At 65.4% G+C, this 26,002-nt stretch carries 26 protein-coding genes and 1 pseudogene; 11 read left to right on the plus strand and 16 right to left on the minus strand.

Annotation, left to right across the window (positions count from 1 at the left end):
- Positions 1-27: 27 nt before the first annotated feature.
- Both PH586_RS10615 and PH586_RS10620 read left to right on the plus strand, forming a co-directional pair.
- A complete protein-coding gene (locus PH586_RS10615) occupies positions 28-2,055 on the plus strand; it encodes a TRAP transporter permease (RefSeq protein ID WP_271347732.1) in 2,028 nt (675 codons plus the stop codon).
- Entirely contained in the window at positions 2,052-2,471 is a 420-nt protein-coding gene (locus PH586_RS10620; RefSeq protein ID WP_271347733.1) for a DUF1850 domain-containing protein, read from the plus strand. The genes PH586_RS10615 and PH586_RS10620 overlap by 4 nt, the downstream gene beginning before the upstream one ends.
- A gap of 432 nt (positions 2,472-2,903) precedes the next feature.
- On the opposite strand, the gene cls is transcribed toward PH586_RS10620, so the two are convergent.
- The gene (gene cls, locus PH586_RS10625; protein WP_408636826.1) at positions 2,904-4,349 is read right to left on the minus strand and encodes a cardiolipin synthase; all 1,446 of its coding nucleotides are present in this window, start codon (positions 4,347-4,349) and stop codon (positions 2,904-2,906) included.
- Positions 4,350-4,604: 255 nt separating this feature from the next.
- On the opposite strand from cls, the gene PH586_RS10630 reads away from it, so the two are divergent.
- Positions 4,605-6,272 (plus strand): BCCT family transporter, encoded by a 1,668-nt coding sequence (locus tag PH586_RS10630; RefSeq protein ID WP_271347734.1) that lies wholly within the window; start codon positions 4,605-4,607, stop codon positions 6,270-6,272.
- A 377-nt stretch (positions 6,273-6,649) separates the two neighbouring features.
- Here PH586_RS10630 and PH586_RS10635 read toward each other — a convergent pair whose 3' ends face one another.
- The 8 genes from PH586_RS10635 to folE2 all read right to left on the minus strand — a co-directional run bounded on the left by PH586_RS10635 (position 6,650) and on the right by folE2 (position 13,749).
- A complete protein-coding gene (locus PH586_RS10635; protein ID WP_271347735.1) occupies positions 6,650-7,372 on the minus strand; it encodes a 3'-5' exonuclease in 723 nt (240 codons plus the stop codon).
- Positions 7,369-9,234, minus strand: coding sequence for a DUF294 nucleotidyltransferase-like domain-containing protein (locus PH586_RS10640; protein ID WP_271347736.1), 1,866 nt, complete (start codon positions 9,232-9,234; stop codon positions 7,369-7,371). Before PH586_RS10640 ends, PH586_RS10635 begins: the two co-directional genes overlap by 4 nt.
- Positions 9,235-9,434: 200 nt before the next feature.
- Positions 9,435-10,430 (minus strand): DUF6976 family protein, encoded by a 996-nt coding sequence (locus PH586_RS10645; protein ID WP_271347737.1) that lies wholly within the window; start codon positions 10,428-10,430, stop codon positions 9,435-9,437.
- Positions 10,427-11,149 (minus strand): hypothetical protein, encoded by a 723-nt coding sequence (locus PH586_RS10650; RefSeq protein ID WP_271347738.1) that lies wholly within the window; start codon positions 11,147-11,149, stop codon positions 10,427-10,429. Before PH586_RS10650 ends, PH586_RS10645 begins: the two co-directional genes overlap by 4 nt.
- A 131-nt stretch (positions 11,150-11,280) precedes the next feature.
- Positions 11,281-11,685 carry a ribonucleotide reductase subunit alpha gene (locus PH586_RS10655; protein ID WP_271347739.1) on the minus strand — a complete coding sequence of 135 codons (405 nt, stop codon included), beginning with the start codon at positions 11,683-11,685 and terminating at the stop codon, positions 11,281-11,283.
- 174 nt (positions 11,686-11,859) lie between these two features.
- The gene (locus PH586_RS10660) at positions 11,860-12,096 is read right to left on the minus strand and encodes a hypothetical protein (protein ID WP_271347740.1); all 237 of its coding nucleotides are present in this window, start codon (positions 12,094-12,096) and stop codon (positions 11,860-11,862) included.
- Positions 12,097-12,098: 2 nt separating this feature from the next.
- On the minus strand, positions 12,099-12,605 hold the full coding sequence (locus PH586_RS10665; protein WP_271347741.1) for a GNAT family N-acetyltransferase: 507 nt from the start codon (positions 12,603-12,605) through the stop codon (positions 12,099-12,101).
- Between the two features lie 247 nt (positions 12,606-12,852).
- Positions 12,853-13,749 (minus strand): GTP cyclohydrolase FolE2, encoded by an 897-nt coding sequence (gene folE2 / locus PH586_RS10670; RefSeq protein WP_271347742.1) that lies wholly within the window; start codon positions 13,747-13,749, stop codon positions 12,853-12,855.
- A gap of 76 nt (positions 13,750-13,825) precedes the next feature.
- On the opposite strand from folE2, the gene dksA reads away from it, so the two are divergent.
- Genes dksA through PH586_RS10685 form a run of 3 tightly spaced genes read left to right on the plus strand, consistent with a single transcriptional unit; the run spans position 13,826 to position 16,118 of the window.
- Positions 13,826-14,251 carry an RNA polymerase-binding protein DksA gene (gene dksA / locus PH586_RS10675; RefSeq protein WP_271347743.1) on the plus strand — a complete coding sequence of 142 codons (426 nt, stop codon included), beginning with the start codon at positions 13,826-13,828 and terminating at the stop codon, positions 14,249-14,251.
- A 14-nt stretch (positions 14,252-14,265) separates the two neighbouring features.
- Positions 14,266-15,474 carry a zinc metallochaperone GTPase ZigA gene (gene zigA / locus PH586_RS10680; protein WP_271347744.1) on the plus strand — a complete coding sequence of 403 codons (1,209 nt, stop codon included), beginning with the start codon at positions 14,266-14,268 and terminating at the stop codon, positions 15,472-15,474.
- Positions 15,474-16,118: a DUF1826 domain-containing protein gene (locus tag PH586_RS10685; protein ID WP_271347745.1), complete on the plus strand. Its 645-nt coding sequence runs from the start codon at positions 15,474-15,476 to the stop codon at positions 16,116-16,118. The genes zigA and PH586_RS10685 overlap by 1 nt, the downstream gene beginning before the upstream one ends.
- Positions 16,119-16,168: 50 nt before the next feature.
- Here the strand turns inward: PH586_RS10685 and PH586_RS10690 are convergent, their stop codons facing one another.
- The gene (locus PH586_RS10690) at positions 16,169-16,522 is read right to left on the minus strand and encodes an NADH:ubiquinone oxidoreductase (protein WP_271347746.1); all 354 of its coding nucleotides are present in this window, start codon (positions 16,520-16,522) and stop codon (positions 16,169-16,171) included.
- Between the two features lie 154 nt (positions 16,523-16,676).
- On the opposite strand from PH586_RS10690, the gene PH586_RS10695 reads away from it, so the two are divergent.
- Together PH586_RS10695 and PH586_RS10700 are read left to right on the plus strand one after the other, a co-directional pair.
- On the plus strand, positions 16,677-17,645 hold the full coding sequence (locus tag PH586_RS10695; RefSeq protein ID WP_271347747.1) for a CobW family GTP-binding protein: 969 nt from the start codon (positions 16,677-16,679) through the stop codon (positions 17,643-17,645).
- Between the two features lie 82 nt (positions 17,646-17,727).
- Complete coding sequence (locus PH586_RS10700) at positions 17,728-18,609, plus strand: alpha/beta fold hydrolase (RefSeq protein ID WP_271347748.1); 882 nt, start codon at positions 17,728-17,730, stop codon at positions 18,607-18,609.
- A 65-nt stretch (positions 18,610-18,674) separates the two neighbouring features.
- Here the strand turns inward: PH586_RS10700 and PH586_RS10705 are convergent, their stop codons facing one another.
- Both PH586_RS10705 and PH586_RS10710 read right to left on the minus strand, forming a co-directional pair.
- The gene (locus PH586_RS10705; RefSeq protein WP_271347749.1) at positions 18,675-19,064 is read right to left on the minus strand and encodes a DUF3301 domain-containing protein; all 390 of its coding nucleotides are present in this window, start codon (positions 19,062-19,064) and stop codon (positions 18,675-18,677) included.
- A 95-nt stretch (positions 19,065-19,159) separates the two neighbouring features.
- Positions 19,160-19,642 (minus strand): acyl-CoA thioesterase, encoded by a 483-nt coding sequence (locus tag PH586_RS10710; protein WP_271347962.1) that lies wholly within the window; start codon positions 19,640-19,642, stop codon positions 19,160-19,162.
- A gap of 68 nt (positions 19,643-19,710) precedes the next feature.
- On the opposite strand from PH586_RS10710, the pseudogene PH586_RS10715 reads away from it, so the two are divergent.
- Positions 19,711-20,091: pseudogene (locus tag PH586_RS10715) on the plus strand (NADPH-dependent FMN reductase); the annotation flags it as partial.
- An 8-nt stretch (positions 20,092-20,099) separates the two neighbouring features.
- On the opposite strand, the gene PH586_RS10720 reads toward PH586_RS10715, so the two are convergent.
- The 3 genes from PH586_RS10720 to PH586_RS10730 all read right to left on the minus strand — a co-directional run bounded on the left by PH586_RS10720 (position 20,100) and on the right by PH586_RS10730 (position 23,774).
- Positions 20,100-20,858, minus strand: coding sequence for an SDR family NAD(P)-dependent oxidoreductase (locus PH586_RS10720; protein ID WP_271347750.1), 759 nt, complete (start codon positions 20,856-20,858; stop codon positions 20,100-20,102).
- A gap of 53 nt (positions 20,859-20,911) precedes the next feature.
- Positions 20,912-22,279 carry a glutamine synthetase family protein gene (locus tag PH586_RS10725; protein WP_271347751.1) on the minus strand — a complete coding sequence of 456 codons (1,368 nt, stop codon included), beginning with the start codon at positions 22,277-22,279 and terminating at the stop codon, positions 20,912-20,914.
- A 103-nt stretch (positions 22,280-22,382) separates the two neighbouring features.
- Positions 22,383-23,774 (minus strand): aspartate aminotransferase family protein, encoded by a 1,392-nt coding sequence (locus PH586_RS10730; protein WP_271347752.1) that lies wholly within the window; start codon positions 23,772-23,774, stop codon positions 22,383-22,385.
- Between the two features lie 119 nt (positions 23,775-23,893).
- Between PH586_RS10730 and PH586_RS10735 the strand changes: the two genes are divergently transcribed.
- Positions 23,894-24,676: an SDR family NAD(P)-dependent oxidoreductase gene (locus tag PH586_RS10735; RefSeq protein ID WP_271347753.1), complete on the plus strand. Its 783-nt coding sequence runs from the start codon at positions 23,894-23,896 to the stop codon at positions 24,674-24,676.
- Positions 24,677-24,887: 211 nt separating this feature from the next.
- A complete protein-coding gene (locus PH586_RS10740) occupies positions 24,888-25,553 on the plus strand; it encodes a GntR family transcriptional regulator (RefSeq protein ID WP_271347754.1) in 666 nt (221 codons plus the stop codon).
- A gap of 27 nt (positions 25,554-25,580) precedes the next feature.
- On the opposite strand, the gene PH586_RS10745 is transcribed toward PH586_RS10740, so the two are convergent.
- On the minus strand, positions 25,581-25,991 hold the full coding sequence (locus PH586_RS10745) for an SMI1/KNR4 family protein (RefSeq protein ID WP_271347755.1): 411 nt from the start codon (positions 25,989-25,991) through the stop codon (positions 25,581-25,583).
- Positions 25,992-26,002: the final 11 nt, after the last annotated feature.

Consider the following 26,002-nt stretch of genomic DNA (forward strand, 5'->3'; position numbering starts at 1 on the left):
CGACGTTGTAATGAGGGCACCAGCTCCATGACTGAACAAAACCACGGCCTCGCGGCTGGACCGGGCGAGTGGCCGAAAGCGCTGTTTTATGTGGCGCTGCTGTTTTCGATCTTCCAGATCACCACGGCGGCCTTTCATCCGGTGTCCAGCCAGATCCTGCGGGCGGTACACGTCGGCTTTCTGCTGCTGACGGTATTCCTCAGCATTCCCCTGATCGGCAAGGACAAACCCTGGCAGCCGCTGGCCTGGCTACTCGGCCTGGCGGGCATGGGTACCGCCATCTACCAGTGGGTGTTCGAGGCGGACCTGATCCAGCGTTCCGGCGATCTGACCAGTGCCGACATGGTCGTCGGCCTGGTGCTGATGGTGCTGGTCTTCGAGGCGGCGCGCCGGGTCATGGGCATCGCCTTGCCGCTGATCTGCGGGTTGTTCCTCGCCTACGGCCTGCTCGGTCAATACCTGCCCGGGGATCTGGCCCACCGCGGTTATGGCCTGGACCAGATCGTCAACCAGCTGGCCTTCGGTACCGAAGGCTTCTACGGCACCCCGACCTATGTGTCGGCCACCTATATCTTCCTGTTCATCCTGTTCGGCTCTTTCCTCGAACAGGCGGGCATGATCAAGCTGTTCACCGACTTCGCCATGGGCCTGTTCGGCCACAAGCTCGGCGGCCCGGCCAAGGTCTCGGTGGTGTCCTCGGCGCTGATGGGCACCATCACCGGTTCCGGGGTGGCCAACGTGGTCACCACCGGCCAGTTCACCATTCCGTTGATGAAACGCTTCGGCTACAAGTCGGCCTTCGCCGGCGGCGTCGAAGCGACTTCGAGCATGGGCAGCCAGATCATGCCGCCGATCATGGGCGCGGTGGCGTTCATCATGGCCGAGACCATCAATGTGCCTTTCATCGAGGTGGCCAAGGCCGCCTTGATGCCGGCGTTGCTGTACTTCGGATCGGTGTTCTGGATGGTTCACCTGGAAGCCAAGCGCGCCAACCTGCGTGGCCTGCCGAAAGACCAGTGCCCCAATCCCTGGGCCGCGGTGAAAGAGCGTTGGTACCTGCTGATCCCGCTGTTCATCCTTATCTACCTGCTGTTCTCCGGGCGCACGCCGCTGTTTTCCGGCATGGTCGGCCTGGCCCTGACCGCCATCGTCATTCTCGGTTCGGCGATCATCCTGCGGGTGTCCTCGACCGTACTGCGCATGGCCTTCTGGATTGCCCTCGGGGTGCTCTGCGCCGGCTTCTTCCAGCTGGGTATCGGCGTGGTATTCGGTGTGGTCGCGCTGCTGGTGGCGATCTGCTGGTTCATCAAGGGCGGTCGCGACACCCTGGTGATCTGTCTGCATGCGCTGGTCGAAGGCGCGCGCCACGCGGTGCCGGTGGGCATCGCCTGCGCCCTGGTCGGGGTGATCATCGGTGTGGTCTCGCTGACCGGGGTGGCGTCGACCTTCGCCGGTTACATCCTCGCCATCGGCCAGGACAACCTGTTCCTTTCGCTGATTCTCACCATGCTGACCTGCCTGGTGCTGGGCATGGGGATTCCGACCATTCCCAACTACATCATCACCAGTTCCATCGCCGCACCGGCACTGCTGGAGCTGGGCGTGCCGCTGATTGTCTCGCACATGTTCGTCTTCTACTTCGGCATCATGGCCGACCTCACCCCGCCGGTGGCGCTGGCCTGTTTCGCGGCGGCCCCTATCGCCAAGGAGAGCGGGTTGAAGATCAGTCTGTGGGCAATACGTATCGCCATCGCCGGTTTCGTCGTCCCCTTCATGGCGGTGTATGAACCGGCGCTGATGCTGCAAAGCGATAGCCTGCTGGCGATCATCTATGTGCTGGTCAAGGCGGCGCTGGCGATCGGTATCTGGGGCGCAGTGTTCACCGGTTTCTTGCACTGCAAGATGCCCTGGTGGGAGCGCGTACTGGGTTTCGCCGCGGGTATCAGTCTGATCCTGGCCACGCCGATGAGCGATGAGATCGGTTTTGTGCTGGTGGCGCTGTTCCTCGGGCAGCACTTCTGGCGTGCGCGCCATGCCCAGGCGACGCTGGCGTGATCGGATTGTGCTTGGGCCTGGCCGGGGTGGTGTGGGCTGAGCTGCCGGTGCCGGCGTTTACTCTGGCCTGGCGCCACACCATCGAGAAAATTCGCTGGGAAGAGGATTACCGCGTGACCGCCGAGGGCTTGCTGCTCGGCGAGGCGCGGGTCAAGGGTTCTGGTGCTGGCATGGAAATCCCTGCCGATGCCGAACTGCGTGAGGGCAGCTGGCACTACCAACGCCAGCTAGCGCCCCTGCAACCGCTGCGCTTGGGGCGAACCCCCGAGGCAGGGGATTACCAACTGTGTTTCAACCAGCGTTGTCGCTCCATGAGTGACTGGCTCGGCCCGCCACAAGCGACCCAGCCGACGGTGGAACTTTGGAGCTGTGAGCTCGGCTCCCCCCTATCGGTCAACGATGCGGGGAACGGCTAGCGCCGTTGTCGCTCCCAGCGCCACAAGCGTTGGCTGCCGCAAGAGGAGAACCCCCATTTGGCTTTGCCGGTGGGGGTTTTGTTCATTCAGCCCCGGCTACTGCCAAGCAAGGGCCTGCGGCCAATGAGCTGCTCCCCTGCAGCCTCGATCATCCCGGCGTCTGGCCAATTAGCCTGGCGCCTGACCGGGTATTTTCTCGCGAAGACGTGACCCCCGACCCCCTAGGGGAGCGACCGGCCAAGCGAGCGCTCAGCCGTGCAGTGTGCTGCTGGTTTCGCCAGTCCAGGGCTGGGTCGCCAACCCAGCCCTGGAAGTCTTGCCCTGCGCATCTGCATGCGTGAAACGCGGATCAAGACCCAGGATATTCCCTGGCAGACCCCCAGGTCAGGCTGAAACCAGCAGATCATCGGGCGCCGCGCCGCCAGCTGGCTGCTAGAGGATCGGCGAGATCAGCCGCGCCACGCGCATGGCCAGTTGCTGCAGGCGCCGCAGGTTCTTGTAGTCGCTGGCGAGCAGTTCGCGCGAGCGGGCGAAGTCCTGATCGAGCATCTGTTCGACCTCGGCGGCAAAGCCGGGGTGGAAGGTCAGCAGGGTGATCTCGAAGTTCAGGCGGAACGAGCGATTGTCCAGATTGGCACTGCCGACGCTGGCGACTTCCCGATCGATCAGCATGACCTTCTGGTGCAAAAAGCCCGGCAAGTAGCGGAACACCCGGATCCCGGCGCGCAAGGCCTCGAAGGCATACAGGCTGGAGGCGGCATAGACCACCCGGTGGTCGGGCCGTGCCGGCAGCAGGATGCGCACCTCGACGCCGCGCAGCACGGCCAGGCGCAAGGCGGTGAACAGCGCCTCGTCGGGGATGAAGTAGGGGCTGGTGATCCAGACCCGCTCGCGGGCGCTGTGAATCGCCTCGACGAACAGCAGCGCGCAGGTTTCCTGCGGGTCGGCCGGGCCGCTGGCGATCAGCTGGCAGAGCATGCCCTTACTCGGGTAGGCCTCGGGCAGCAGCAGCGGCGGCAACTGGCGAGTGGCCCAGAACCAGTCTTCGGCGAAGGACTCCTGCAGGCAGGCGACCACCGGCCCGCGCACTTCGACATGGGTATCGCGCCAGGGCGCCAGCGGCGGCTTGTGCCCGAGGTATTCGACGCCGACATTGAGCCCACCGAGAAAGCCACATTCGCCATCGACCACGACGATCTTGCGATGGTTGCGAAAGTTCAGCTGGAAGCGGCTGAGCAGCCCGCCGCCGGTGGTGAAGGGGTGGATCCGGATGCCGCCGGCGCGCATTTTGTCGCTGTAATGACGCGGCAGGGCGTGGCTGCCGACACCGTCGTAGAGCACGAAAACCTGCACACCGGCGGCCGCGCGCTCCAGCAGCAGGTCTTGCAGGCGCCGGCCGAGCGGGTCGTCGCGGAGGATGAAGAACTGCAGCAGGATCACTTTGCGTGCGCTACCCAGGGCCGCAAAGATCGCGGCGAAGGCCGCCTCGCCATCGATCAGCAGCTGCACCTGGTTGTTCGCCAGGCAGGGCATCCGGCCCAGTCGGGGCAGGGCGCGCAGTAGCCGGGAGGCCGGGGATGCGCTGGCGCTCAGGGCTTCGTCGACCCACGGTCGCCAGTTCAGCGCGGCCATGGCCTGGTGCATCTGCTTGTCGGCAAGGCGGCGCGCCTTGATATAGGCATCGAAGCGACTGCGACCAAACACCAGGTAGGGCACCAGGGTCAGGTAGGGCATGAAGAACAGCGACATCGCCCAAGCCAGGGCGCCCTGGGCGGTGCGCACGGTCAGCACCGCATGCACGGCCGCGAGCAGGCCGAGGGCGTGGATCGCGGCGATCAGGTAGGCGAACAGATTGGGGGTCGCGATGTCCAGGGGCATGCTGGTTCCTGTGCGCTGACGCCGGGTTTTTGCTCCCTGCAGTGTGGCACCAACAGGGCGGCGTGCACTGAGTGCAATATCAGAGAGTGACGGTTTTTGGCCTGCGAATGACGGCCCGTGGCCGGCAAGTATGGGGTTTGCCTGTTACCCTTATCGCAACCGAAAAAAATATTTCGGTCGCGATGAGTTGTAAGTGGGGCGAATCCGTCCTTCTTGTGCTTGCCTGCGAGTTAATTGCCCCAAGGAGAACTCCACATGGAAAAACCCCCAGCGAATAACACGACGCCACAGCCAGAAGCGGAAATAGAAGGTGGCATCCCGGCTCCGAGTGGAGCCTCCACCCTGATCGACACCGATTATGTCGTCGGCCAAGACAACATCAAGGGCAGGTTTCTGGTCAACCTGGATATCCATGGCAAGGTCTTCAGCATTTCCGCGCTGTGCATCGTGCTGTTCGTGGTCCTGACCCTGGCCCTGCAGAGCGAGGTCGAGCCGCTGTTCACGGCTGTTCGCAACTGGTTAACCAGTAACCTGGCCTGGTTCTTCCTGGGTTCGGCGAACATCTTCGTGCTGCTGTGTCTGGGCTTGATCATTACGCCGTTGGGCAGGGTGCGCCTGGGCGGCAAAGAGGCGACGCCGGACTATTCCTATACCGGCTGGTTCTCCATGCTGTTCGCTGCCGGTATGGGTATCGGCCTGATGTTCTACGGCGTGGCCGAGCCGATGTCGCACTTCTCCACGGCGATGGGTGGAGTCAGTATCGGCGAGGACGGTCTGCGCACCGACTGGGCGCCGCTGGGCGCTGCTGCCGGCAATGCGTCGGAAGCCGCCAGCCTGGCCATGGCTGCCACCATCTTCCACTGGGGCCTGCACCCGTGGGCCGTCTACGCGATTGTGGCGCTGGCGCTGGCATTGTTCTCCTTCAACAAGGGCCTGCCGCTGAGCATGCGCTCGATCTTCTATCCACTCTTGGGTGAGCGGGTATGGGGCTGGCCGGGCCATCTGATCGATATCCTTGCGGTATTTGCCACCCTGTTCGGCCTGGCCACCTCGCTGGGCTTCGGCGCCGAGCAGGCGGCAGCCGGTCTCGATCACCTGTTCGGCATAACCGCGACCGATACCAGCAAGGTGCTGCTGATCATCGGGATCACCGCGATTGCCTTGATGTCGGTAATGGCTGGCCTGGACAAGGGGGTCAAACGCCTGTCCGAAATCAACATGGTGCTGGCGCTGCTATTGCTGGTGTTCATCATAGTGGTGGGGCCGACCCTGGCGATCATGACTGGCTTCTTCAGCAATCTGGGTAGCTACCTGACCTATCTGCCCGAGCTGTCCAACCCCTTCGGTCGCGAAGACGCCAACTTCAGCCAGGGCTGGACCGCCTTCTACTGGGCCTGGTGGATCAGCTGGTCGCCCTTCGTCGGCATGTTCATCGCACGGGTCAGCCGCGGTCGCACGGTGCGCGAGTTCCTGGTCGCGGTGCTGCTGGTGCCTTCCCTGGCCTCGGTGCTGTGGATGACCGCCTTTGGCGGTACCGGCATCGGTCAGTTGGTCAACGATGGCTTCACCGGGGTGCAGGATGCCGCGCTGGAGCTGAAGCTGTTCGTCATGCTCGAGCAGTTGCCGTTGGCCGAGATCAGCTCCTTCATCGGCATCATCCTGGTGATCGTGTTCTTCGTCACCTCGTCGGACTCGGGTTCGCTGGTGATCGATACCATCACCGCTGGCGGCAAGGTCAATGCGCCGATTCCGCAGCGGGCCTTCTGGGCCATCATGGAAGGCGTGGTCGCCATTGCCCTGCTGCTGGGCGGCGGCTTGGTCGCCCTGCAGGCGATGGCGGTGTCCACGGGACTCCCCTTCACCATGGTCCTGCTGGTGGGCTGCGTGTCCATCGTCAAAGGCTTGATGAGCGAGCCGCGCTGACCGCTGTTGTCGGGCAATACCAGAACGCGCCTTCGGGCGCGTTTTTTTGTCGGCGGTATGCAGGGCCGGGTTGTTTGAGTCAGCGCCGCAATCCTTGTGGGAGGGGCTTTAGCCGCGAGTTCTTAACCGGGTTGATGGGCTGCTGGCGCGGCTATCTGGGTGCGGCATTACAGCGTGAGGGATGATATGGATTGCGCCCCTCGGGTGTGCAGCATCAAGGGTCAGTCAACGCGGCGCAATGACTGGCGACCGCTCAGGGTGATGGCTATCGCTGCGCTCAACCCATGCTAAAAGCATCGCGGCTAAAGCCCCTCCCAGAAGAACGCTGCGTGATCCGTTAGTGGTTACTGGCAAAAATCTAGCGCGCCGCAATCCACTCAGCTCCACAACTCGCCGACCGGGGTGGTCGGCGAGTAGCGGGTGGCTACCTGCGCTTGCAGCAGCTCCGCCGTGGCCAGGGCATCGGTCAGGGCGTGGTGCGCCTGGTACAGCGGCAGGCCATAACGCAGGCGACTGTCGGCCAAGCGGATGGAAGTCTGCTGACGGCCGAACAGACGGTCGAGCCAACCCGGCTGGCGCTGGCTGCGGTGCAAGCGGGCCTCCAGTTCCATGGTGTCGATCACCGGGAAGTGCAGCGCCTCGCCCAGATGCTGACGTACCGCCTGGTCGAGAAAACCGCGTTCGATCGTGCGGTAATGCACCACCATTACCTTGCCGGCCATGGCCGTCAGCAATTCGCCGAGAATAGTCGTCAGCCTGGGGGCGTGGCGGATGTCGCTGTGGGTGATGTGATGGAAGGTGACCGACTCGCTGCTCAGCTCGGAAACCGGCTTGACCACCCAGTACTGCGCCTCAGCGCAGCGGATGCGCGCGAGGTTGAAGGGCACCAGGCCGAGGCTGACGATCGAGTGGCGGCCGCAATCCAGACCGGTGGTTTCCACGTCCAGCGCCACCAGCGGCACCTGCTCCAGCGGGGTATCGGCGGCTACCACGCCGGCCTGATAGAAGGCCGCCAGGCGCGGATCCGTGGCCGTTTTTGCGAGCTGGAGGAAGATGCTCTGCCAGTCTACCGGCCTTGCGCGGGCAGCGGGCCGCTTCACTGCGAGCCGCCCGTTGGGTAGCGAAAGCGCAGGTATTTCTGCGCATTGCTGAGTACCTGGAAGGCTTCCTTGAGGTTGTAGCGCTCGCTGGCGGAGACCTTTTCCGGCTCGATGTAGTTGTCCGGCTTGCGGCCGGCCTCGAGGTCCATGGCCTGATGGCGGATGCGCACGATGGAGAGAAACTCCAGGGCGTAGCGCAGCTTGGTGATGGCTTCCTGGGGCATCAGCTGGGTGCTGGCGATGGCGTCCAGGCGATCCAGGGAATTCTGCGCCTTGGAGCCGGCCGCCAGGGCATGCACGCGGATCAGGTCGGTAAGGGGCGCCGTGCCGCGACCCTTGAGGTTGATGATGTTGTTCTGTTGGCCATCCTTTTCCATCACGAAGGTGCGGAAAAATCCCAGTGGCGGGGTGCGGTTGAGGGCATTGCGCGCCAGGCTGGCAAGAAACAGCGGGTTCTGGCTGGCCTTCTGCGCCAGCAGATCCTTGAGGCTCTCGACCAGCTCGGCCTCGCCGTAGACGCTGTCGAGGTCGAAGAAGATGCAGCTGTTGAGTAGGGTTTCCGGGTTAGGCCGTTCAATCCACTGGTTGAAGTAGCCCTTCCACACCCTTAGCGGTTGGCGCCACTGGGGGGTGGTGGCCATGATCCCGCCCTTGCAATAGCTGTAGCCACAGGCCGCCAGGCCATCGCTGACGAAGGTCGCCAGTTTCAGGAAGTAGTCGTCGTGGATGCGCGGATCGAAGCGGTTGTCTAGGACCAGGGCGTTGTCCTGGTCGGTGACGATCAGCTGCTCGTCGCGGGCCATGGAGCCCAGCGCCATGAAGCAGTAGGGCACCGGCGGCGGGCCGAGTTCTTGCTCGGCCAACTCCAGCAGGCGCTGAGTCAGGCTACGGCCGATGCCCGACATGGCGCTGCCGATCATGTGCGCGGTGGCCTCGTCGTTGACCATGCGCAGGAAGGTGGCGCGCAGATCCGGCACCAGAGCCTGCAGTTCGGCCACCGACTGCTTGTTGAAGATGTTGTTGACCAGGTACAGGCTGCTCTGCGACTCGTATTTGATGATGTCCGAGAGGTTGATCACCCCGACCGTGCGCTGGCGGTACACCACCGGCAGGTGATGAATATTGTGGCGGAGCATGCACAGCATCGCCTCGAACACCGAGTCGTCGGCGTTGATGGTGATCGGATTGGGTGACATCACCCGATCGACCGGGGTGTCCAGGGCCAGGCCTTCGGCGAGTACCCGGGTGCGCAGGTCGCGATCGGTGGTGATGCCGGCCATCACCTGGCCCGGGGGCGGCCCTAGGATCACCAGGGAAGACACGCTGTGCTCGGTCATCACCCGCGCGGCCTGCTGCACCGTGGTGCCCAGGGGCACGCTGACGGTGCGCCGCGAGACCAGCTTGCGTACCTTGATCTTCATCAGTTCGCTGGCGTTGCCCTGGCTTTCCACCGCCGACTGCAGACGCGACTGGCCTTCGGCCTCGACGAAGTCGGCGAAGAAGTCATGGGCCTCGCAGAGTTGCTCGAACAGGTGGCCGGGAATGAAATAGATCAGGCTGTCTTCAATGGCCCGGGCCGGCAGACGTACCTTATGCCCGCGCAGCAGGCCAAACTGGCCGAAGACATCGCCCTCGGTCAGGCGATTGTAGAGCGCCCCGGTGCGCCGGTAGATTTCCACCGCGCCGCTGCGTATGTAGTGCAGGGCGTGGATCTCCGCCCCGAAGCTCAGAATATCGCTGCCGGCCTTGAAGTAGCCGACTTCGACCTGGCGGGCGATCTCGTCGAGGGTATCGTCGGGTAGCCCATCGAAGGGTGGGAAGCGTTGCAGGTGGTCGCGGATTTCGATCAGCTCGATCTGCATGCGGGTCTCTTGAGAGTGGGCGGACGACGACCGAACCCGGGCTGGCCCAAGCTCGGTCTGACGCGCTGCGTTGATCATGACTACCGACTCGTCACACCGCTGGGGCGAATGGCCGGCCCTCACTTACCTTAACGTGTCCTGCAGCGGCTGCGCGACTGTTTCGCTGCCGGGTCGCGATCCGGCAAATCGAGGTCGCTGGTTCAGCTTGGCTCGAGCGTCAGGTAGACCGCCGTCTGGTTGAGCAGCTGGTAGGCGACTTCGCCGAAGGTGATGGGGCCGATGAGTCGCGCCGTCTGGCGCCCCTGCAACTGCGAATAGAGGTAGTTGAGGATGCAGTTGCAGCCGAACAGGATGGGGCCGCCGTCGCTGGGCATGGCCTGCAGGAAGCGCGCGCTGTAGTCCTCGACCGCGTCGGCGAAGCGGTAGTCGACTCCGGCGAACACCGGCGCGTAGAAGGACACCAGGCCCGGCTCTGAGTCCAGCGCCTGGATGCTGACATTGATCATGGCCCCGCAGTAGTCGGCCACCAGCGGCAGGCGGGTGTCGATGCCGCGCGCGCGGATCAGTTCGAGCAAGCTGCCGCGCACGCCATCGATCAGGCAGTCGCGGGCGGCAAAGCCGGTCTCGTCGAAACGCAGTGTCGGTCCTGCGCCAGGCTTGAACAGGTTCACCGCATGCACCACCGCCGTCTGGTGCGGCGGCAGGGGGATGTGCAGGACGATGGCCTGGTCGGCGAAGCAGCGACCGCTGCGCCCATCGACCACCTGGGCCTGCGCACTGCCCAGCTGATCCAGGTGCACGCCGGCGACCCAGCCGGCAATCGGCTTGATGTACATGTCGGGGTAATTGGGGGCTGCGCGGGCATAGTCCTCGAGCACTGCACTGCCGGCCGGCAGGATGACGATGCTGAAGCCATCTTCCGGGGCGTCTTCGAGCATGTGCGGCAGCCGCTCACGGTCATAGCAGGCGATCTCGCCGGCCCGCTGGCCGAAGGGCTGAACGAACACCCGGTCGAGCCGACAGGTGCCACCCTCGCTGGCCATGAAGTAGGGGGTGGTACCGCCGATCCAGTTGCCCCTGGGCAGCGCCGTCAGGCAGTCGAGGTGGCCGGCGATGGCCAGGGTTTCGCCGCGTTCGATCAAGGCGCTGGCCTGGCGCAGGTCCAGCAGGGCGCTTGTCGCTGTGCCGTTGTTCATGGCTGATCGCCCTCCGTGACCGGCTGGCGGTCGTTGTTCAGCTGGGCGATCTCGTGCTGCAGATGCTTTTCATGCTTGATGAAGAAGCGCCGCAGTTCATTGATCCTGAGGATCTGCATATCCGGGTCATGCGCCCTGGCAAAGTCCTGGCGGGCGCGGGCCAGCAGCAGTTTCAGGCTGAGCAGGCGGATCTCGAACGGACAATCCATTGCCAGCAGGCGCAGCCATATGCGGTCGTCGCTGGCCGGGATCGAGCTGCCGGTTTGCCCCGCCGAGTCGTCCAACTGCAGGCGCGCCCGCAGGTCGGTGTCCGCCGTGGCCAATTGACCGGACTCGATCGCGTGCTTGATCTGCCAGGCCAGGTGAATGTCGATATCCAGCAAGGCGCAGACCTGGCGATAGCGCAGGCCATCCTGCAGGCACTGGATCACCCGCCGGGCCAGGCCATGGGTAAAGTCGCTGGCGCTTCTACCGAGGAAGGCTTGCGGCGCCTGCTCGTCCTGCTCTGGCAGGCTGGCGTGGATGTAGGTCTTGTAGGCGCCGATATTGACATGCCGCCAGCGTGAACGAGGCTGCTCGCCAAGGTAGCGACCGAACCAGGTCTTGCCAGTGCTCAGGTAGGCATGCACCTCGCGGCTGTGGGTATCGACCCGGACCCGGCTGACCTCCCAGGGCTCGTTCACTTCCAGCAGCCAGCGGCACAATTCTGCGTCTTTCACCCGGAGCTCCCTGTGGTGGTTTACCAGTCCAGGGACGTTCACATGGGGGCGCGCAGCGAGCCAGGGAACCTTGGCACTAAGTCGCTGCGACTTGCTTGTTGCAACTTGCGCACTAGTACGGTGACAGGTGCCTAGTAGAAGTTGACTGCATGGCCCTCACGGTCGAAGGCGACGAAGTTGCCGATGCTGCCGGCTTCGATGGCCCCGACCATCATCTTCAGCGGTTGTTCGGCCTCGTCGCTGCTCGGCACCAGGCCTGCGCGCCCGGCCAGGCCGGCGGCGAACACCAGGTCCCAGGCCACCCCGGTGCGGTTGGACTCGGCCAGCAACCCGGCAAAATCCACCAGCTCGTCCGGCAGCTTGTCGACGCACAGCACCGGCTTGAGCGAACCGCCCTGGTTCTCGGCGTGGCGCTGGCGTTCCTCTTCGGTTGCATCTTCCGGCAGCTCGGCGCAGACGAACACCAACAGCAAGCGTTGCGGTTCCGGCTGGGCCTTGGCGGCAGTCAGCAGGTCGGCGAATTCGGCAATATCCATGACAGTCCATCCGTACGAAAAAATGAGCGGTGCGATCAGCCACACTGCCACGCGACCTCGGCCTTTGACCATATCTCTTAAGGTATAGAGGCGCTGCGCCCATGCCCTGCCGAGGGCCGGACCAACCAGCGGGTTTTTTTTCAGGCTTGCGCTCGCGGGCTGCGCCCTGGCCGCTCAGGGCTTGCTGCTTTCCCGCAGCTTGGCTAGCAGAGCCTCGCTTTGAGCGCGTTGCTCGTCTTCGCTGAGGTACGGGTTTTCCAGCACTTTGTCGATTTGCTCGAGCAATTCGCTTTGTCGGCGGACACGCTGATCCAGTTGCCTGAGTTGACGGTTACTGCGCCAGTTCCAGTAGGCCAAACCCGCGACTGCCAGCAGTACCAGCGCAAGTCCTATCCAGGTCAGATGAGTCATGGCTATTGCGGGGTTCCTTGTATTTCAGGGCGCAGCGGCTTGCGCATGGCGAAGCGCTGCAAGGTAACAGTGCCGCGCACCACCGTCTGTGCCTGTTCCACAGAAAAGCCCTGCCTGGCAAAGAATGGCCGCGCCGTCAGGCTGGCCTCGGTAAAGACCGACGTTGCCCCCGCAGCGTGTATGCGCGTTTGCGCGGCGGCATACAGCGCCGTGGCTACGCCTTGGCGGGCATGCTGCGGGGCGGTGAACAGCAGGTCGATATGGCCATCGCGGGTAAAGCCGATAAAACCGGCGAGTTGCCGGTTATCTTCGGCGATCAGCAGCTCCAGGGCCGCCAGGCGAGTCTGCCAGGCGGGCATGTCCGCGTGCGCCGGCGCCCAGGCCCGGCGCTGCGCCTGGTCATAGTCAGCGGCGCCGAGCCGATGCACAGCGGCACCGAGCAGCTCGACCAACGCCTGCAGATCCCGGGCGTGGTAATCGCGCAAAGTGATGGCTGGATGACGGGGCATAGGCGGTGAGGCATCGCTGCTGAGGGTGCGGCTCACAGCCTCAAACAGATTGTCACCGTTGTAAATAGCTGAAGGTGTCCCGCAAAGCCGTAAAAACGACGATATGGGCTGGTAAGCCAATTGTGCAGAAGCTGTGCGGAGTCGTATTGCTGATTGATGCCACAGACGGCGCGCCCCTGGCTCCGGGTTAGGTTCGCCGGTCAGCCTGGCAAGCAGTTCAGCGCCCCTTGCAGTTGCTGGCAGCGGATCATGCCGGGCGCCAGTTCCAGCTGCTCTCGGCCACCGCATCGTGGGCGTGCAGGCTTTCCGCGTGGACCACCCGCAGGTGGAAGGCGCGCAGCTCGGGCTGCAGCAACAGGGCGCGGTGCAGGCGGCGCGCGGCGTCTTCGCAGAACATCAGGTTCTGCCCGTTGGCCAGGGCGAAGGCCTGCTCGTCGGCGCGCTTGACCGCAGTTTGCACCGCGGTGCCGAGGGCCTGCTCGGCGCGGTCGATCAGCTCGAGCAGGGGCAGTTCATCGGCCAGCGGGCTCAGGCGCACCTGCAGGGTGGCGGTGCTGCGCTGGCTATGCGGCGTGGCGAGAATGCCCTGGGTCGAGCCGAGCCAGGTCAGCAGTTGCTGATGGTCGAGGGGCTGCTTGGCGAAGTCCTCGAGAAAGCGCTGCTGGATCAGTTGGCGGGCCAGGGCGGCGGAGCAGGGGCAGGTCGAGGAATAGTCGAGCTGCACCTGCAGTTCCACGTGGAACCCCCATGAATCCTGGCGTGCACGCACTTCGAAGGGATAGGCCTTCCAGCCCGATAGCGGGCTGACCAGGGCCGGTCGGCTGAGCAAGGCCTCGCCGCGCAGGCTGATATGGGCTTGTCGCGACAGGCCGCGATGGCTATCGAGAAACTCGCCCAGCAGCTGGCGCAACAGCGGCGGGCTGAGGTTGTCTGTCTCCAGGACCCGCAGGGCCAGGTACAGGCGCGACATATGGATGCCGCGCGCGCCGCCGTCATCCAGGCTGACCCCGGCATCGGCACGGGCGTTGACCCGTTGCCCGGCAAACAGCAGCGGCAGGGCGATTTCGCCCATGCCGACCCAGTCCAGGGTTTGTGGGTAGTGAGTCGCTTGGGAGGCGATATCCGGCAGAGTCAGGGCGTTCATCAGAAATCCAGGGTGTGACTGAGGCGATAAATGTTATGTTATAACAATCAAAGCGCCACGCCAGTGAATTCGAATCATGACCTTGACCCTGCTTACCGAAGCCGAGCTGCTCGCCCAGCCGGCCGATGACTACATGAGCGACGCCCAGCAGCAATTCTTCCGCGCCTTGCTGCTGAGCCAGCGCGGCGAACTGCAGGCGCGCATTGCCGAGGCGTTGGAGACCCTGCGCGAGCGCGAAACCAGCAGCGACCCGGCCGATATCGGCAGCGCCGAAGAACAGCGGCAGTGGCAGCTGCGCCAGCTCGAGCGGGAAAGGAAACTGCTCGACAAGCTCGACCAAGCCCTGGCTCACCTGGCCCGCGGCGAATACGGCTGGTGCCGCGAAACCGGCGAGGCCATCGGCCTCAAGCGCCTGCTGCTGCGGCCCACCGCCAGCCTGTGCGTCGAAGCCAAGGAACGCCAGGAACAGCGGGAAATACACCTGCGCGACCGTGATCAATGATGGAGACCCCCGCAATGACTGAACGACTACCCGTGACCGTGCTATCGGGCTTTCTCGGTGCCGGCAAGAGCACCCTGCTCAACTACATCCTGAAGAACCGCGAGGGCCTCAAGGTCGCGGTGATCGTCAACGACATGAGCGAGATCAATATCGATGGCAGCGAGGTCCAGCGCGATGTCAGCCTCAACCGCGCCGAAGAGAAACTCATCGAGATGAGCAACGGCTGCATCTGCTGCACCCTGCGCGAGGACCTGCTGGAAGAGGTCGGCCGCCTGGCCCGGGACGGTCGCTTCGACTACCTGCTGATCGAATCCACCGGTATCTCCGAGCCCTTGCCGGTGGCGGAAACCTTCACCTTCCGTGACGAGCAGGGCCAGAGCCTGGCCGATCTGACCCGCCTCGATACCCTGGTCACGGTGGTCGACGGGGTCAACTTCCTGCGCGATTTCCACGAGGCCGAGAGCCTGGCCAGCCGTGGCGAGACCCTCGGCGAAGAGGACGAGCGCTCGATCACCGATCTGCTGATCGAGCAGGTGGAGTTCGCCGACGTGCTGCTGGTGAGCAAGATCGATCTGATCGGCAGCCATGAGCGCGAGGAGCTGATCGCCATGCTGCGCGGCCTCAACACCCACGCCGAGATCCTGCCGATGGCCATGGGCGCGGTGCCCCTGAACAAGATCCTCGATACCGGGCGCTTCGACTTCGAGCGTGCCGCCCAGGCGCCGGGCTGGCTCAAGGAGCTGCGCGGTGAGCACATCCCCGAGACCGAGGAATACGGCATCGCCTCCAGCGCCTACCGGGCGCGGCGGCCGTTGCACCCCGAGCGTTTCTTCAATTTCATCAACCGCGAATGGAGCAATGGCCGCCTGCTGCGCTCCAAGGGCTTCTTCTGGCTGGCCAGCAAGTACCAGGAAGCCGGCAGCTGGTCCCAGGCCGGCGGCCTGATGCGCCATGGGTTTGCCGGGCGCTGGTGGCGTTTCGTGCCGAAAAGCCAGTGGCCGAGCGATGCCGAAGGCCTGCAGGCGATCATGCAGCACTGGAGCGCCGAGGTCGGCGACTGCCGCCAGGAGCTGGTGTTCATCGGCCAGAACATCGACTTTACCCAGCTGACCGCCGAGCTGGATGCCTGCCTGCTGGATGACGCGGAAATGGCCCTGGGCGTGGATGCCTGGCGGGCGCTGCCAGATCCCTTCGGCCCCTGGGTCGAGGAGGTGGCGGCCTGATGCTTGCGCCAATAATGCGGCAACCGTTGCAGCAGGTCGCCGGCGGGCAGATCGAGGTGCTCGGCGAGGTGTTGCGTGATGAGGTCAACCTGGCCCTCTGGCAACGTCGACTGCCGCCAGCGATCGGCGCGTTCGCCACGGCGTTACTGGCCCGAGGCGAGCCGTTGGCAGAGTCCAGGGTGCTGGAGTTGGCGCACTCGGAGAGCCCGGTGGATCTTGGCGACCTGCTCCAGGGCTATGGCGCGTTACCCGGCCACGCGGCCTTTATCGCCGATGTCGCCTGGCTGGTCGCTGCCTTCGCCTGTCTGCTCGACGCCAAACGCATCGGCCTGCGCCTGCGCGTGCTGGACAAGGCCATGTGCCCGCGCTTTCACGTCGACCATGTGCCGCTGCGCCTGATCACCAGCTATGCCGGGGTCGGCAGCCAGTGGCTGCGCGAGGGCGTGATGGCGCGGCGTCGCCTCGGCGACCCGGCCGCCGAGCCCGTGGACGAGGCCCGGATCGAACGCGCCGCGGCCGGCCATGTGCTGCTGGCCAAGGGCGAGAAATGGATCGGCAACGAGGGCGGCGGGCTGATCCACCGCTCGCCGCAACCGCCAGCCGGCGAGCGGCGTTTGTTGCTGACCCTGGACTGGCTGGGCTGAGTGATTGCGGCATGCGCGGGCTGTTGTAGGAGCCCCAGGGCGCGGCTCGGTCAGCGCGCCATCCACACGCCTTTGCTCTGCCGTTCGCAGAACGGCTTGAGGTAGGCGGCGTCGCTGGCCACGCCGTAGTAATGAATGTCCTGCTGGTAGGGCATGCCGCCGACCCGGGCGTTGCGACAGACGCCGTAGGCGCCGATCGGGCATTGCTCGACGAAGGCGACTTCGACCTTCTGACCTTTCAATTGTGGTTGGCAGAAACCGCTGCGAAACAGGTTCGCTGGAATGCTGCGGTTCTGCTGGCAGATCTTGACGTCCAGACGTTCGGCCTGACTGTGAATCACGCAGGCTTCGCCCCAGGCCAGTCCAGATAGGGCGAGCATCCCCAGTAGCAGAGCAATACGCATCGATTTACCCCCACAGCGAATATGCCGGCGACTCTAGCATGCCGCTTTTTTCGCGTCTGCGGGGGCGGCGCCCGCGGACACCGTCCGCTCAACCAGCACCAGCAGCGCACCGGGGTCCCTTCCCTTGGCGCTCGTACCAACGCACCATAGGCCCATGCTGACCAATATACCCACCCACCTGATCGCCGGCCCCCTGGGCGCCGGCAAGACCAGCCTGATCCGCCAACTGCTGGCGCAGCGCCCGGCGGATGAGCGCTGGGCGGTGCTGATCAACGAGTTCGGCCTGATCGGCCTGGACGCGGCCCTGCTGACCAGCGACGCCGACGGCATTGCCATGGGCGAGGTCGCCGGCGGCTGCCTGTGCTGCGTCAACGGCGTGCCCTTCCAGATCGGCCTGAGCCGGCTGTTGCGCAAGGCCAGGCCGGATCGCCTGCTGATCGAGCCGTCCGGCCTGGGCCATCCGCTGGAGTTGTTGCGCCAATTGCGCGAGCCGCCCTGGGCCGGCGTGTTGGCCGTGCAACCGGCGGTGCTGGTGCTGGATGCCGCCGCCCTGGCCGCCGGCGTCGGCTTGCCCGACAGCCAGCAGGCCAGCGTGAGCAGCGCCGGTTTGCTGCTGCTGAACAAGGCCGAGCACCTGGACGATGCGACGAAGCTGCGGGTTCAGGCGCAACTGCCGACGCGCCCGCTGCTGTGGACGACCCAGGCGGCCTTGCCACTGGCGCAACTCCCCGGCTTCGCCGCCCGGGCCGCAGCCGGTGCCGGTCTGGACGGCCTGCCCCACGGCGCCGTCGCGACCATGCCGCAGATCTGGCGCACGCCGGCCGAGCCGATCTGCCAGGTTCAGGCGCAAACCGAAGGCTGGAGCATCGGCTGGCGCTGGCACCCCAGCCAGCGTTTCGAGCTGATGCGGGTGCAACACTGGCTCGCCGGCTTGCCCTGGCGCCGGGCCAAGCTGGTGTTGCAGACCAATGCCGGCTGGCTCTCGGCCAACGCCCTGGAGGGTCAGCCCTTGCACTGGCAAGCCAGCGAATGGCGCAAGGACTCACGCCTGGAGCTGATCTTTAGCGAGGCGCAGGAGGTGGCGACCTTGCAGGACGGCTTGCAGCAGTGCCGACTGGGCTGAGTCAATAACGCGGGGTGCGCCGGTACACGGCTCCTTGTACGCGCCTGATAGACTCCGCAGATTTTCCTGATGGATAAAGGATATGCACCTACTCCCCTGGTCCCACGCCAGCTCCGCCGGTTTCACCCTGCGCGGCTGGCAATCGCCGCCTTCGGGCAAGCCGCTGCTGCATTTTCTCCACGGTAACGGTTATTGCGGGCGCGTCTACGAGCCGTTGCTGGAATGCCTGGCCGAGGACTTCGACCTCTGGCTGTGTGACGTCCAGGGCCATGGCGACAGCGATCATGGCGGGCGTTTCCATGGCTGGAACCGCAGCGCCGAACTGGCGCTGGAGGCCTTCGCCCAGGGCCATGGCCAGTTCGGCGAGGTGCCGGTTTACGCCGTCGGCCACAGTTTTGGCGGGGTCTTGACCAGCCTGATGCTGGCCCAGCAGCCGCAGCTGTTTAAGCGCGCGGTGCTGCTCGATCCGGTGCTGTTCACCCCGGCGATGATCGGGGTGATGGCGCTCTCCGACGTGGTCGGTCTGAGCCAGCGCAATACCCTGGCGAGCAAGGCGCGCAAGCGTCGCCGCGAGTGGCCCGACCGGATTGCAGCCTACGCCGCGTTGCATGGCCGGGGGATGTTCCGCGACTGGAACGAGGCGGCGTTCGAGGCCTATCTCAACCATGCCCTGCGCGACACCGAGAGTGGCGTCGAACTCAAGTGCCGGCCAAGCCGCGAGGCGGATATCTTCGGCTCTTTCCCCAAGCGCCTGTGGCCATCGCTGGCCAAGGTGGTCACGCCGACCCAGGTGCTGTATGGCCAGCGCAGCTACCCCTTCGTTGCCAAGTCGGTGGCGCGCTGGTGCGCCAGCAACCCGCACATTCATGCCCAGGTTGTGGAAGGCGGGCACTGCTTTATGCAGGAACAACCCGAGGACGCGGCTATCAGGGTGCGCGATTTCTGCTTGCCGCACTATGCCTGAGGCCAGCTGCAAGCAGCTCTGCAGAGGGCTTTGGCGCGGTGACCGGAACCCGTGGCAGCCGCGATTCAGTCCTCGGGCGGCTGATGTTCGCGCCGCCAGGCATTGAGTTCAATGACCTGAGGGCTTTCTGCCGGTGGTTTCCTGAACGGATGGGGCGCCAGCTCGATGCGTCCGACCTGCTGGCCGAACATGACAATGCTGCCGACATGCCGTTGTTCGCCGGTGACGGTGAACTCGAAGCCATACACCCGGGCCAGACGCTTGCGCCCGCGGGTATCGGCCAGCAGGGTGATCTTGCGCAGGGCGACATTGCCGTCGAGCAGCTCGACATCGGCTCTCGCGCAGTGCTGTTTGACCTGCTCCAGGGCGCGCTCGCGCAAACCGTGGGCGTGCCAGAGCCAGGCGCCGGCCGTGGCCAGTAGCATCAGAACGAAAATATTACCGAGGGTCAGCATTGCGGGTTCCAGGCGGGCTTGGTCGGATCGCGGAGTGAGTGAAGGAGCGTTACGCCATTCTGCCAGTCTCGCTGCGGGCTGTCTTGCCCGTGCACTCAAGCGTCGTGCTTGAGGTCGCGGTAGCGCTGCTCCAGCTCCTGGCGAATCGCCCGGCGCTGCTGACCCTGTTTGAAGCGCCGCTGTTCTTCGGAGGTCTGCGGCTGACGCACCTGTACCGCTATCGGCTTGCCGCCGTCATCGACCGCAACCATGGTGAAGAAGCAGCTGTTGGTGTGGCGCACCGAGCGCTGGCGGATGTTCTCGGTGATCACCTTGATGCCGATTTCCATCGAGCTGCGCCCGGTGTAATTGACCGAGGCGAGGAAGGTCACCAGCTCGCCGACGTGGATCGGCTCGCGGAAGGTCACCTGGTCCACCGACAGGGTCACCACGTAGCAGCCGGCATAGCGGCTGGCGCAGGCGAAGGCGACCTCGTCTAGGTACTTGAGCAGGGTGCCGCCGTGGACATTGCCGGAGAAATTGGCCATATCCGGGGTCATCAACACGGTCATCGTCAGTTGGGCATTTCCGGCTTCCATGGGGGCACTCTTGTAGTTGAGGTGGGCGGCTACGGGCATCGCGGGGCCTCCCTATCATAACGACTCAGGCGGATGGAGTGGTGCTGGTCAGCCCCGAGTGGCACGGCATGGCCAGCCCGGCGCTGAAGAACTTCTTCGTCTACGCCGGCCGCCGCGAACTGGGGCACAAGCCTGGGCTGCTGGTCGGCGTCTCGGCCGGCAGCGGCGGCGCCTACCCGCTGAGCGAACTGCGCACCTCCAGCTACAAGAACTGCCGGCTGTGCTACCCGCCCGAGCAGCTGATCGGGCGCCAGGTCGAGACGCTGCTCAATGGCGAGACGGCGGTCGATGAAGCCGATGCGCGCATCCGCACCCGCGCCGACTGGACCCTCGGCGTGCTGGTGCAGTACGCGCAGGCCATGCGCCCGCTGCGCACGGCCATCGCGCCGGCCTTCGCCAGCGGCATGTGAGGCCTTGGCTACTTGCCGGCCGACAGGCCGAAGTCGATCGCCAGGTCGGCGCCGGTGATGGCCTCGGCCTCGGGCTGGCACAGGTACCAGACCAGCTCGGCGACTTCCTCGGGGCGCAGGAAGCGTGCCTGGCGGCCCTGTGGGTAAAGGCTCAGCAGCTCGCGCTTGTAGGCATTGGGGTTGCCCTTGCCGTAGCGTTCGGCCTGGTAGTCGAGCATCGGCGTGGCGATGTCTCCGGGCGACACCGCGTTGACCCGCACGCCGTGCTCGGCCAATTCCAGGGACAGGGTCTTGCTCAGCATCACCAGTGCCGCCTTGCTCGCACAGTAGGCCGCCGAGCCGCGATAGGCCTGGCGCCCGGCGTCGCTGGCGATATTGACGATGCAGCCGCGGCTTTCCTTGAGGTGAGGGATGGCGGCCTGGCTCATGTAGAAGGCGGCCTTGAGGTTGACCCCGAGCACCTGGTCGAAGTCATCCTCGCTGAAGGTCTCCACCGGTCCCTCGCGCCATACCCCGGCGGCGTTGATAACCGCGTCCAGGCGGCCGGTGGCGACCAGGGTCTCGGCGATCAGCTCCTGGCAGTTGCTGGCGCTGCGCAGGTCGGCGGTGGCGCTGAAGTCCAGCGGCACCAAGGTGTTCAGCGCGTGCAGGCCGGCCTTGTCGACATCGGTGGCGGTCACCCGCCAGCGGCTCTGGGAAAAGCGCTTGGCGATGGCGCGGCCGAGGCCGCCAGCGGCCCCGGTGATCAGGATGACGGGCGTGCTCATGATGGTGCTCCTCGTGGCTGGTTCAATCAGTGTAGGTAAGGCTGAAGGTTGCCTCAGGCGTGGCTCAGGTACCAGCGCCAGTCCTGCTCGCCGACTTCGCCCATGAACTGGCGGAACTCGGTCCATTTGATCGCCAGGAACACCTTGAGGAAGTCCTCGCCCAGCGCTTGCCTGGCCCAGCTGGAATTTTCCAGGGCGCGCAGGGCGGTCAGCCAGTCGGTCGGCAGGGTCTCGCGCGCCTGCTCGTAGCCGTTGCCGACGATGGCCTGGCCCGGGTCGAGCTGATGCTGGATGCCATGGTGGATGCCGGCGAGGATCGCCGCCGCCGCCAGGTAGGGGTTGGCGTCGGCGCCGCAGATGCGGTGCTCGATGTGGCGGCTGTTGGCCGGGCCACCCGGGACGCGGAAGGACACGGTGCGGTTGTTCACCCCCCAACTCTTGGCTAGCGGCGCGTAGCTGTTGGCCTGGAAGCGCCGGTAGGAGTTGGCGTTGGGGCAGAAGATCGCCAGCGCATCGTCAAGCGTGGCCATCATGCCGCCGATGGCGTGCCTGAGCAGCGGGGTGCCCTGCGGATCTTCCGAGGCCATCAGGTTGTTGCCCTGCTCGTCGGCCAGGCTGACGTGCAGGTGCAGGCCGCTGCCGGCTTGGTCGCCGAACGGCTTGGCCATGAAGCAGGCCTGCAGCCCGTGCTTGCCCGCCACGCCCTTGACCAGGCGCTTGTAGCGCACGCCCTCGTCGACCGCTTGCAGGGCGTCGAAGCGGTGCTCCAGGGTCAGCTCCAGCTGGCCCGGGGCGTACTCGGAGATCGCCGTGCGCACCGGCAGGCCCTGGGCCTCGCAGGCGGCGTAGAGGTCGTCGAGGAAGGCTTGCTGTTGTTCCAGCTCCAGCACGCCGTAGACCTGCGGCGCCTGTGGGCGCACGCCGTTCATCTGCACGGCCGGCTGCGGGCGGCCGTTGGCGTCGCGCTGCTGGTCCAGCAGGTAGAACTCCAGCTCCACCGCCATCACCGGGTGGTAGCCGTCGGCCTTGAGCCGGTCGATGGCGCGCACCAGCACATGCCGCGGGTCGGCCGGGGCGGCGGGCAGGCCCTGGGTCGGGTGCATGCTCACCTGCACCTGGCCGGTGGGCTGGGCGCGCCAGGGTTGCAGCGTCAGACTGCCGGGCAGCGGGTAGGTCCAGCAGTCGGCATCGGCGACTTCCCAGACCAGGCCGCTGGCCTCGACGTCCTCGCCCTGGATGGTCAGCGAGAGAATGGAGCTGGGCAGCGGGCGGCCGTTCTCAAAGATTGCCAGCAGTTCGTCGCGGTGCAGCAGCTTGCCGCGCGGGATGCCGTTGGCGTCGATCAGCATCAGCTCGATCAGGCGCACCTCGGGGTGCTGGGCGAGGAAGTCACGGGCTTCTTGGGGATTGGCGAATTGCATGGTCGTTCTCGCGTAGGGTGGATGGCGCTATATCCATCCACCAGGGCTAGGTGGTCGGTGGATGAGAAGAGCGTCAGCTACGCGCCCCGATCCACCCTACGGGTTACTCGCGGGCGCCGGGAATGGCCAGCAGCTCGGTGATGGCCTGGTCGAGCATGGCGATCAGTTTGTCCACATCCTCCGCCGTGGTGTTCGGGCAGCACAGGGTCATGTTGTGGAACGGCGTGATCAGGATGCCGCGGTTGATCAGGTACAGGTGCAGGGCCATCTGCAGCTCGTCGTGGAAGGCCGCTTCGGCCTCGGCGCCGGTCTTCGGCGACACCGGGCAGAACTGGAACTCGCTGCGCGCGCCCAGTTCGGTCACCGACCACTTGAGCTCGTGCTTGCCGATCAGGCGGCGGAAGCCGTCGGCCAGGCGCCCCGCCAGCGGCAGCATGTGGGCGTAGGCGGCCGGGGTCATCACCTGTTCCAGGTTGGCGCGCATGCAGTGCATGGCCAGGGCGTTGGCCGACAATGTGGTGCCCATGCCGCTGTGACCGTGGCCATGGCTGTCCGCGCTGGCCTGCTGGCGGACGCGCTGCATGGCGTCGGCCATGGCCGCGCTGCAGCCGAAGATGCCGCAGGGCACGCCGCCGGCGATCGGCTTGCCGACCACGAAGAAGTCCGGATCGAGGTCCCACAGCCGGGTACAGCCACCGATATCGGTGGAGATGGTGTGGGTCTCGTCGATGATCAGCAGGCTGCCATATTTACGGGTCAGCTCGCGGCACTGCTGCATGAAGCCCGGCTCGGGCAGGACCATGCCGATGTTGGTCATCGCCGGCTCGCACAGCAGGGCGCAGACGTCGCCCTGGGCCAGCGCGGCCTCCAGGGCGGCGACGTCGTTGAACGGGATGGCACGGCTGTACTGGGTCAGGTCGTAGGCCTGGCCGATCAGGCCGGAGCGGTGCGCGGTGGCGCCGTCGCGGCTGCGCACCATCACATCATCCACGGTGCCGTGGTAGCAGCCGTCGAACACCAGCAGGGTCTTGCGCTGGGTAAGGGCGCGCGCCCAGCGCAGCACATAGCGGTTGGAGTCGGTGGCGGTGGCGGTGACCTGCCAGAACGGCAGACCGAAGCGTGCGGCCAGCAGTTCGCCGCAGACCACCGCGTCCTCGCCCGGGAGCATGGTGGTCAGGCCGTTGTTGGCCTGCTCGGCGATGGCCTTGGCGATCGGATCCGGCGAGTGGCCGAACATGCTGCCGGTGTCGCCCAGGCAGAAGTCGATGTAGGCGTGGCCGTCGACGTCATGGAAGCGCGCGCCCTTGGCCCGCTCGACGAACAGCGGCACCGGGGTCGACCAGTCGGCCATCCAGTGCATCGGCACGCCGCCGAACAGCGACTGGCGCGCTCGCTCGGCCAGGGCCACGGACTTGGGGTTGCGTTGCAGGAAGCGTATCCGCTCGTCGGCGGCGAAGGTTGCTACGGCGGATGGGCTGATGCCGCTGGCAGTCATGTTGAACACCTCGTTCGAATTTCTGCACATTCTGTTTTGTGATCACAAATAAGTCAATGGGTCGCCATTAAGGCAATATCTGCTAGTATTTCCCCAAATTTGTGATCACAGGAGTGACGATGAAGAGGCATTCGATCTGGCAGGACCAGGTGGCGCTGGTCAGTGGGGCCGGTAGCGACAGCGGCATCGGCCTGGCGATCGCCAGGCGCCTGGGCCGCGAAGGGGTGCGCGTTCTGCTCACCGCCAGCAGTGCACGCATCGAGCAGCGTGCGCGCGAGTTGCAAGCTGAAGGTATAGATGCCCGCGCGCGGGCTGGCGACCTCACCGACGAAGCGCAGGTCGCCGAGTTGGCGAGCTGGGCACAGGCCCAGTTCGGCCGGGTCGACATTCTGGTCAACAATGCCGGCATGGCCATGCAGGGCAGCCCGGAGCCCTTCGCCGAGGTGGCGGCGATGGACCTGGCGACCTGGAACCTGTCCCTCGCGCGCAACCTGACCAGCGCCTTCCTGCTCACCCGCGCCCTGTTGCCGGGCATGCAGGCGCGCGGCTACGGACGCATCGTCAACATCAGCTCGACCACCGGCACCCGCGGCAGCAACCCCGGCGAGGCCGCCTACAGCGCGGCCAAGGCCGGCATGCTCGGGCTGAGCATGGGCCTGGCGCTGGAGGTGGCGAAACAGGGAATCACGGTCAACAGCGTGGCGCCGGGCTGGATCGCCACCGGATCGAGCACCGACGAGGAGCGCCATGCCGCCGCGTACACGCCGATTGGCCGTGCCGGCCGCCCGGTGGAGATCGCCGCTGCCGTGGCCTTTCTCGCCTCGCCCGAAGCCAGCTACATTACCGGCGAGGTGCTGGTGGTGGACGGCGGCAACTGCCTGATCGAAAACAAGGCCCCCTGAGCGTTTCTGCGTCGCTCAGGGGGTGTTGCAGGGGCGCTCGAAAAGGCTCATTGACTTGCAGTTAACTGCTCATTTCAAGCACCCCTGCGCCTAGCCTGCTGCTCGCAGAACCGCTCAGCTTTCGTTGAATACTTTGGAGAACCGCATGCGCAACTGCCTACTGACCCTGGCCCAACTGCCCGCCCCACCAGTACCCGGGAACCGCTGACCCATGGCCGATAACCTGCAGGAGCAGCTCTACCAGAATATCCGCGCGGCCCTGCTGACCGGGCGTTTCCAGCCCGGCGAGCGGCTGAAGATTCGTGATCTGGCGGCCGAGTGGGGCACCAGCCCGATGCCGGTGCGCGCCGCCTTGCAGCGGCTGGTCGCCGAGGGTGCGCTGGAGGGCGAGCCACAGCGCTCGGTACGGGTGCCGGCGATGACCCGCGAGCGCTACCAGCAGTTGCTGCCGGTGCGTATCAGCCTGGAGGGCCTGGCGGTGGAGCTGGCCGCCGCGCGGATCGGTGCGGCCGAGCTGGCGGCGTTGCAGGCGTGCATCGCGCGCATGGAAAGCGCCCTCGAGCGGCGCGACGTGCAGGCCTACCTGAGCGAGAACAGCCAGTTTCACCTGAGCCTGTACCAGGCCTGCGGCAATCCGGTGCTGCTGCGCCTGATCGAGTCGCTGTGGCTGCAGGTCGGGCCCTTCTTCAATCGCCTGTTCACCGAGGCCGACCTGTCACTGCGCCTCAACGATTTCCACGAGGATGTGTTCCGGGCCCTGCGCGCCGGCGACGGCAAGGCGGCGCGGGCGGCGGCGGAGCAGGACCTGAGCTTCTTCGGTCAGTTCCTGCTCAACCTGCTTGCGCTGGAGCAGGGCGAGGCCAGTCGCCAGGGTTGATCCCAGCCTGGTCCGACCTGGACGGGCTCAGCTCTCCAGCCAGACGTCGCGTACCCAGTGCCACACCGAGTCCCAGGTTTCTTCTTCGCTCAGCTCGCCGGTCTCGCCTTCCCAGAGCACCACGGTGCCGTCCAGTTCGACGCAGTAGTAGTTGCCGCGATCCTCGCAGATCGGCACCAGCTCACGCGATACGCCCAGCGACCAGGCCACCGAGGCGACTTCCGGCAGGTAGGTGTGGGATTGCGGGTCGGTGGCGGTGACCGGCTCGAGACGGCCGTAGACCACGTCGCTGACCTTGAGCAGGAACTCGCGCAGCTCGAACGGCAGGTTGATCAGGATCTGCTCCTCGATCTCCACCAGCACTTCTTCTTCCGGCAGTTCCAGCGGCACCGGTACAGGCTCGTTCAGTTCACGCAGTTGTTCGATGACTTCTTCCACGGCAACAGGAC

The organism is Pseudomonas aestuarii (assembly GCF_027988105.1).
Lineage (GTDB): Bacteria > Pseudomonadota > Gammaproteobacteria > Pseudomonadales > Pseudomonadaceae > Aquipseudomonas > Aquipseudomonas aestuarii.

Coding starts and splice junctions, on each gene's coding strand:
- PH586_RS10685 (WP_271347745.1), top strand. CDS start 15,474: ATGCTTGCGCCAATAATGCGGCAACCGTTGCAGCAGGTCGCCGGCGGG.
- PH586_RS10640 (WP_271347736.1), bottom strand. CDS start 9,234: ATGCAGATCGAGCTGATCGAAATCCGCGACCACCTGCAACGCTTCCCA.
- PH586_RS10740 (WP_271347754.1), top strand. CDS start 24,888: ATGGCCGATAACCTGCAGGAGCAGCTCTACCAGAATATCCGCGCGGCC.
- PH586_RS10725 (WP_271347751.1), bottom strand. CDS start 22,279: ATGCAATTCGCCAATCCCCAAGAAGCCCGTGACTTCCTCGCCCAGCAC.
- PH586_RS10730 (WP_271347752.1), bottom strand. CDS start 23,774: ATGACTGCCAGCGGCATCAGCCCATCCGCCGTAGCAACCTTCGCCGCC.
- PH586_RS10700 (WP_271347748.1), top strand. CDS start 17,728: ATGCACCTACTCCCCTGGTCCCACGCCAGCTCCGCCGGTTTCACCCTG.
- PH586_RS10615 (WP_271347732.1), top strand. CDS start 28: ATGACTGAACAAAACCACGGCCTCGCGGCTGGACCGGGCGAGTGGCCG.
- PH586_RS10690 (WP_271347746.1), bottom strand. CDS start 16,522: ATGCGTATTGCTCTGCTACTGGGGATGCTCGCCCTATCTGGACTGGCC.
- PH586_RS10710 (WP_271347962.1), bottom strand. CDS start 19,642: ATGGAAGCCGGAAATGCCCAACTGACGATGACCGTGTTGATGACCCCG.
- PH586_RS10695 (WP_271347747.1), top strand. CDS start 16,677: ATGCTGACCAATATACCCACCCACCTGATCGCCGGCCCCCTGGGCGCC.
- PH586_RS10705 (WP_271347749.1), bottom strand. CDS start 19,064: ATGCTGACCCTCGGTAATATTTTCGTTCTGATGCTACTGGCCACGGCC.
- PH586_RS10720 (WP_271347750.1), bottom strand. CDS start 20,858: ATGAGCACGCCCGTCATCCTGATCACCGGGGCCGCTGGCGGCCTCGGC.
- folE2 (WP_271347742.1), bottom strand. CDS start 13,749: ATGAACGCCCTGACTCTGCCGGATATCGCCTCCCAAGCGACTCACTAC.
- PH586_RS10665 (WP_271347741.1), bottom strand. CDS start 12,605: ATGCCCCGTCATCCAGCCATCACTTTGCGCGATTACCACGCCCGGGAT.
- PH586_RS10630 (WP_271347734.1), top strand. CDS start 4,605: ATGGAAAAACCCCCAGCGAATAACACGACGCCACAGCCAGAAGCGGAA.
- PH586_RS10655 (WP_271347739.1), bottom strand. CDS start 11,685: ATGGATATTGCCGAATTCGCCGACCTGCTGACTGCCGCCAAGGCCCAG.
- cls (WP_408636826.1), bottom strand. CDS start 4,349: ATGCCCCTGGACATCGCGACCCCCAATCTGTTCGCCTACCTGATCGCC.
- PH586_RS10735 (WP_271347753.1), top strand. CDS start 23,894: ATGAAGAGGCATTCGATCTGGCAGGACCAGGTGGCGCTGGTCAGTGGG.
- PH586_RS10660 (WP_271347740.1), bottom strand. CDS start 12,096: ATGACTCATCTGACCTGGATAGGACTTGCGCTGGTACTGCTGGCAGTC.
- zigA (WP_271347744.1), top strand. CDS start 14,266: ATGACTGAACGACTACCCGTGACCGTGCTATCGGGCTTTCTCGGTGCC.
- PH586_RS10645 (WP_271347737.1), bottom strand. CDS start 10,430: ATGAACAACGGCACAGCGACAAGCGCCCTGCTGGACCTGCGCCAGGCC.
- dksA (WP_271347743.1), top strand. CDS start 13,826: ATGACCTTGACCCTGCTTACCGAAGCCGAGCTGCTCGCCCAGCCGGCC.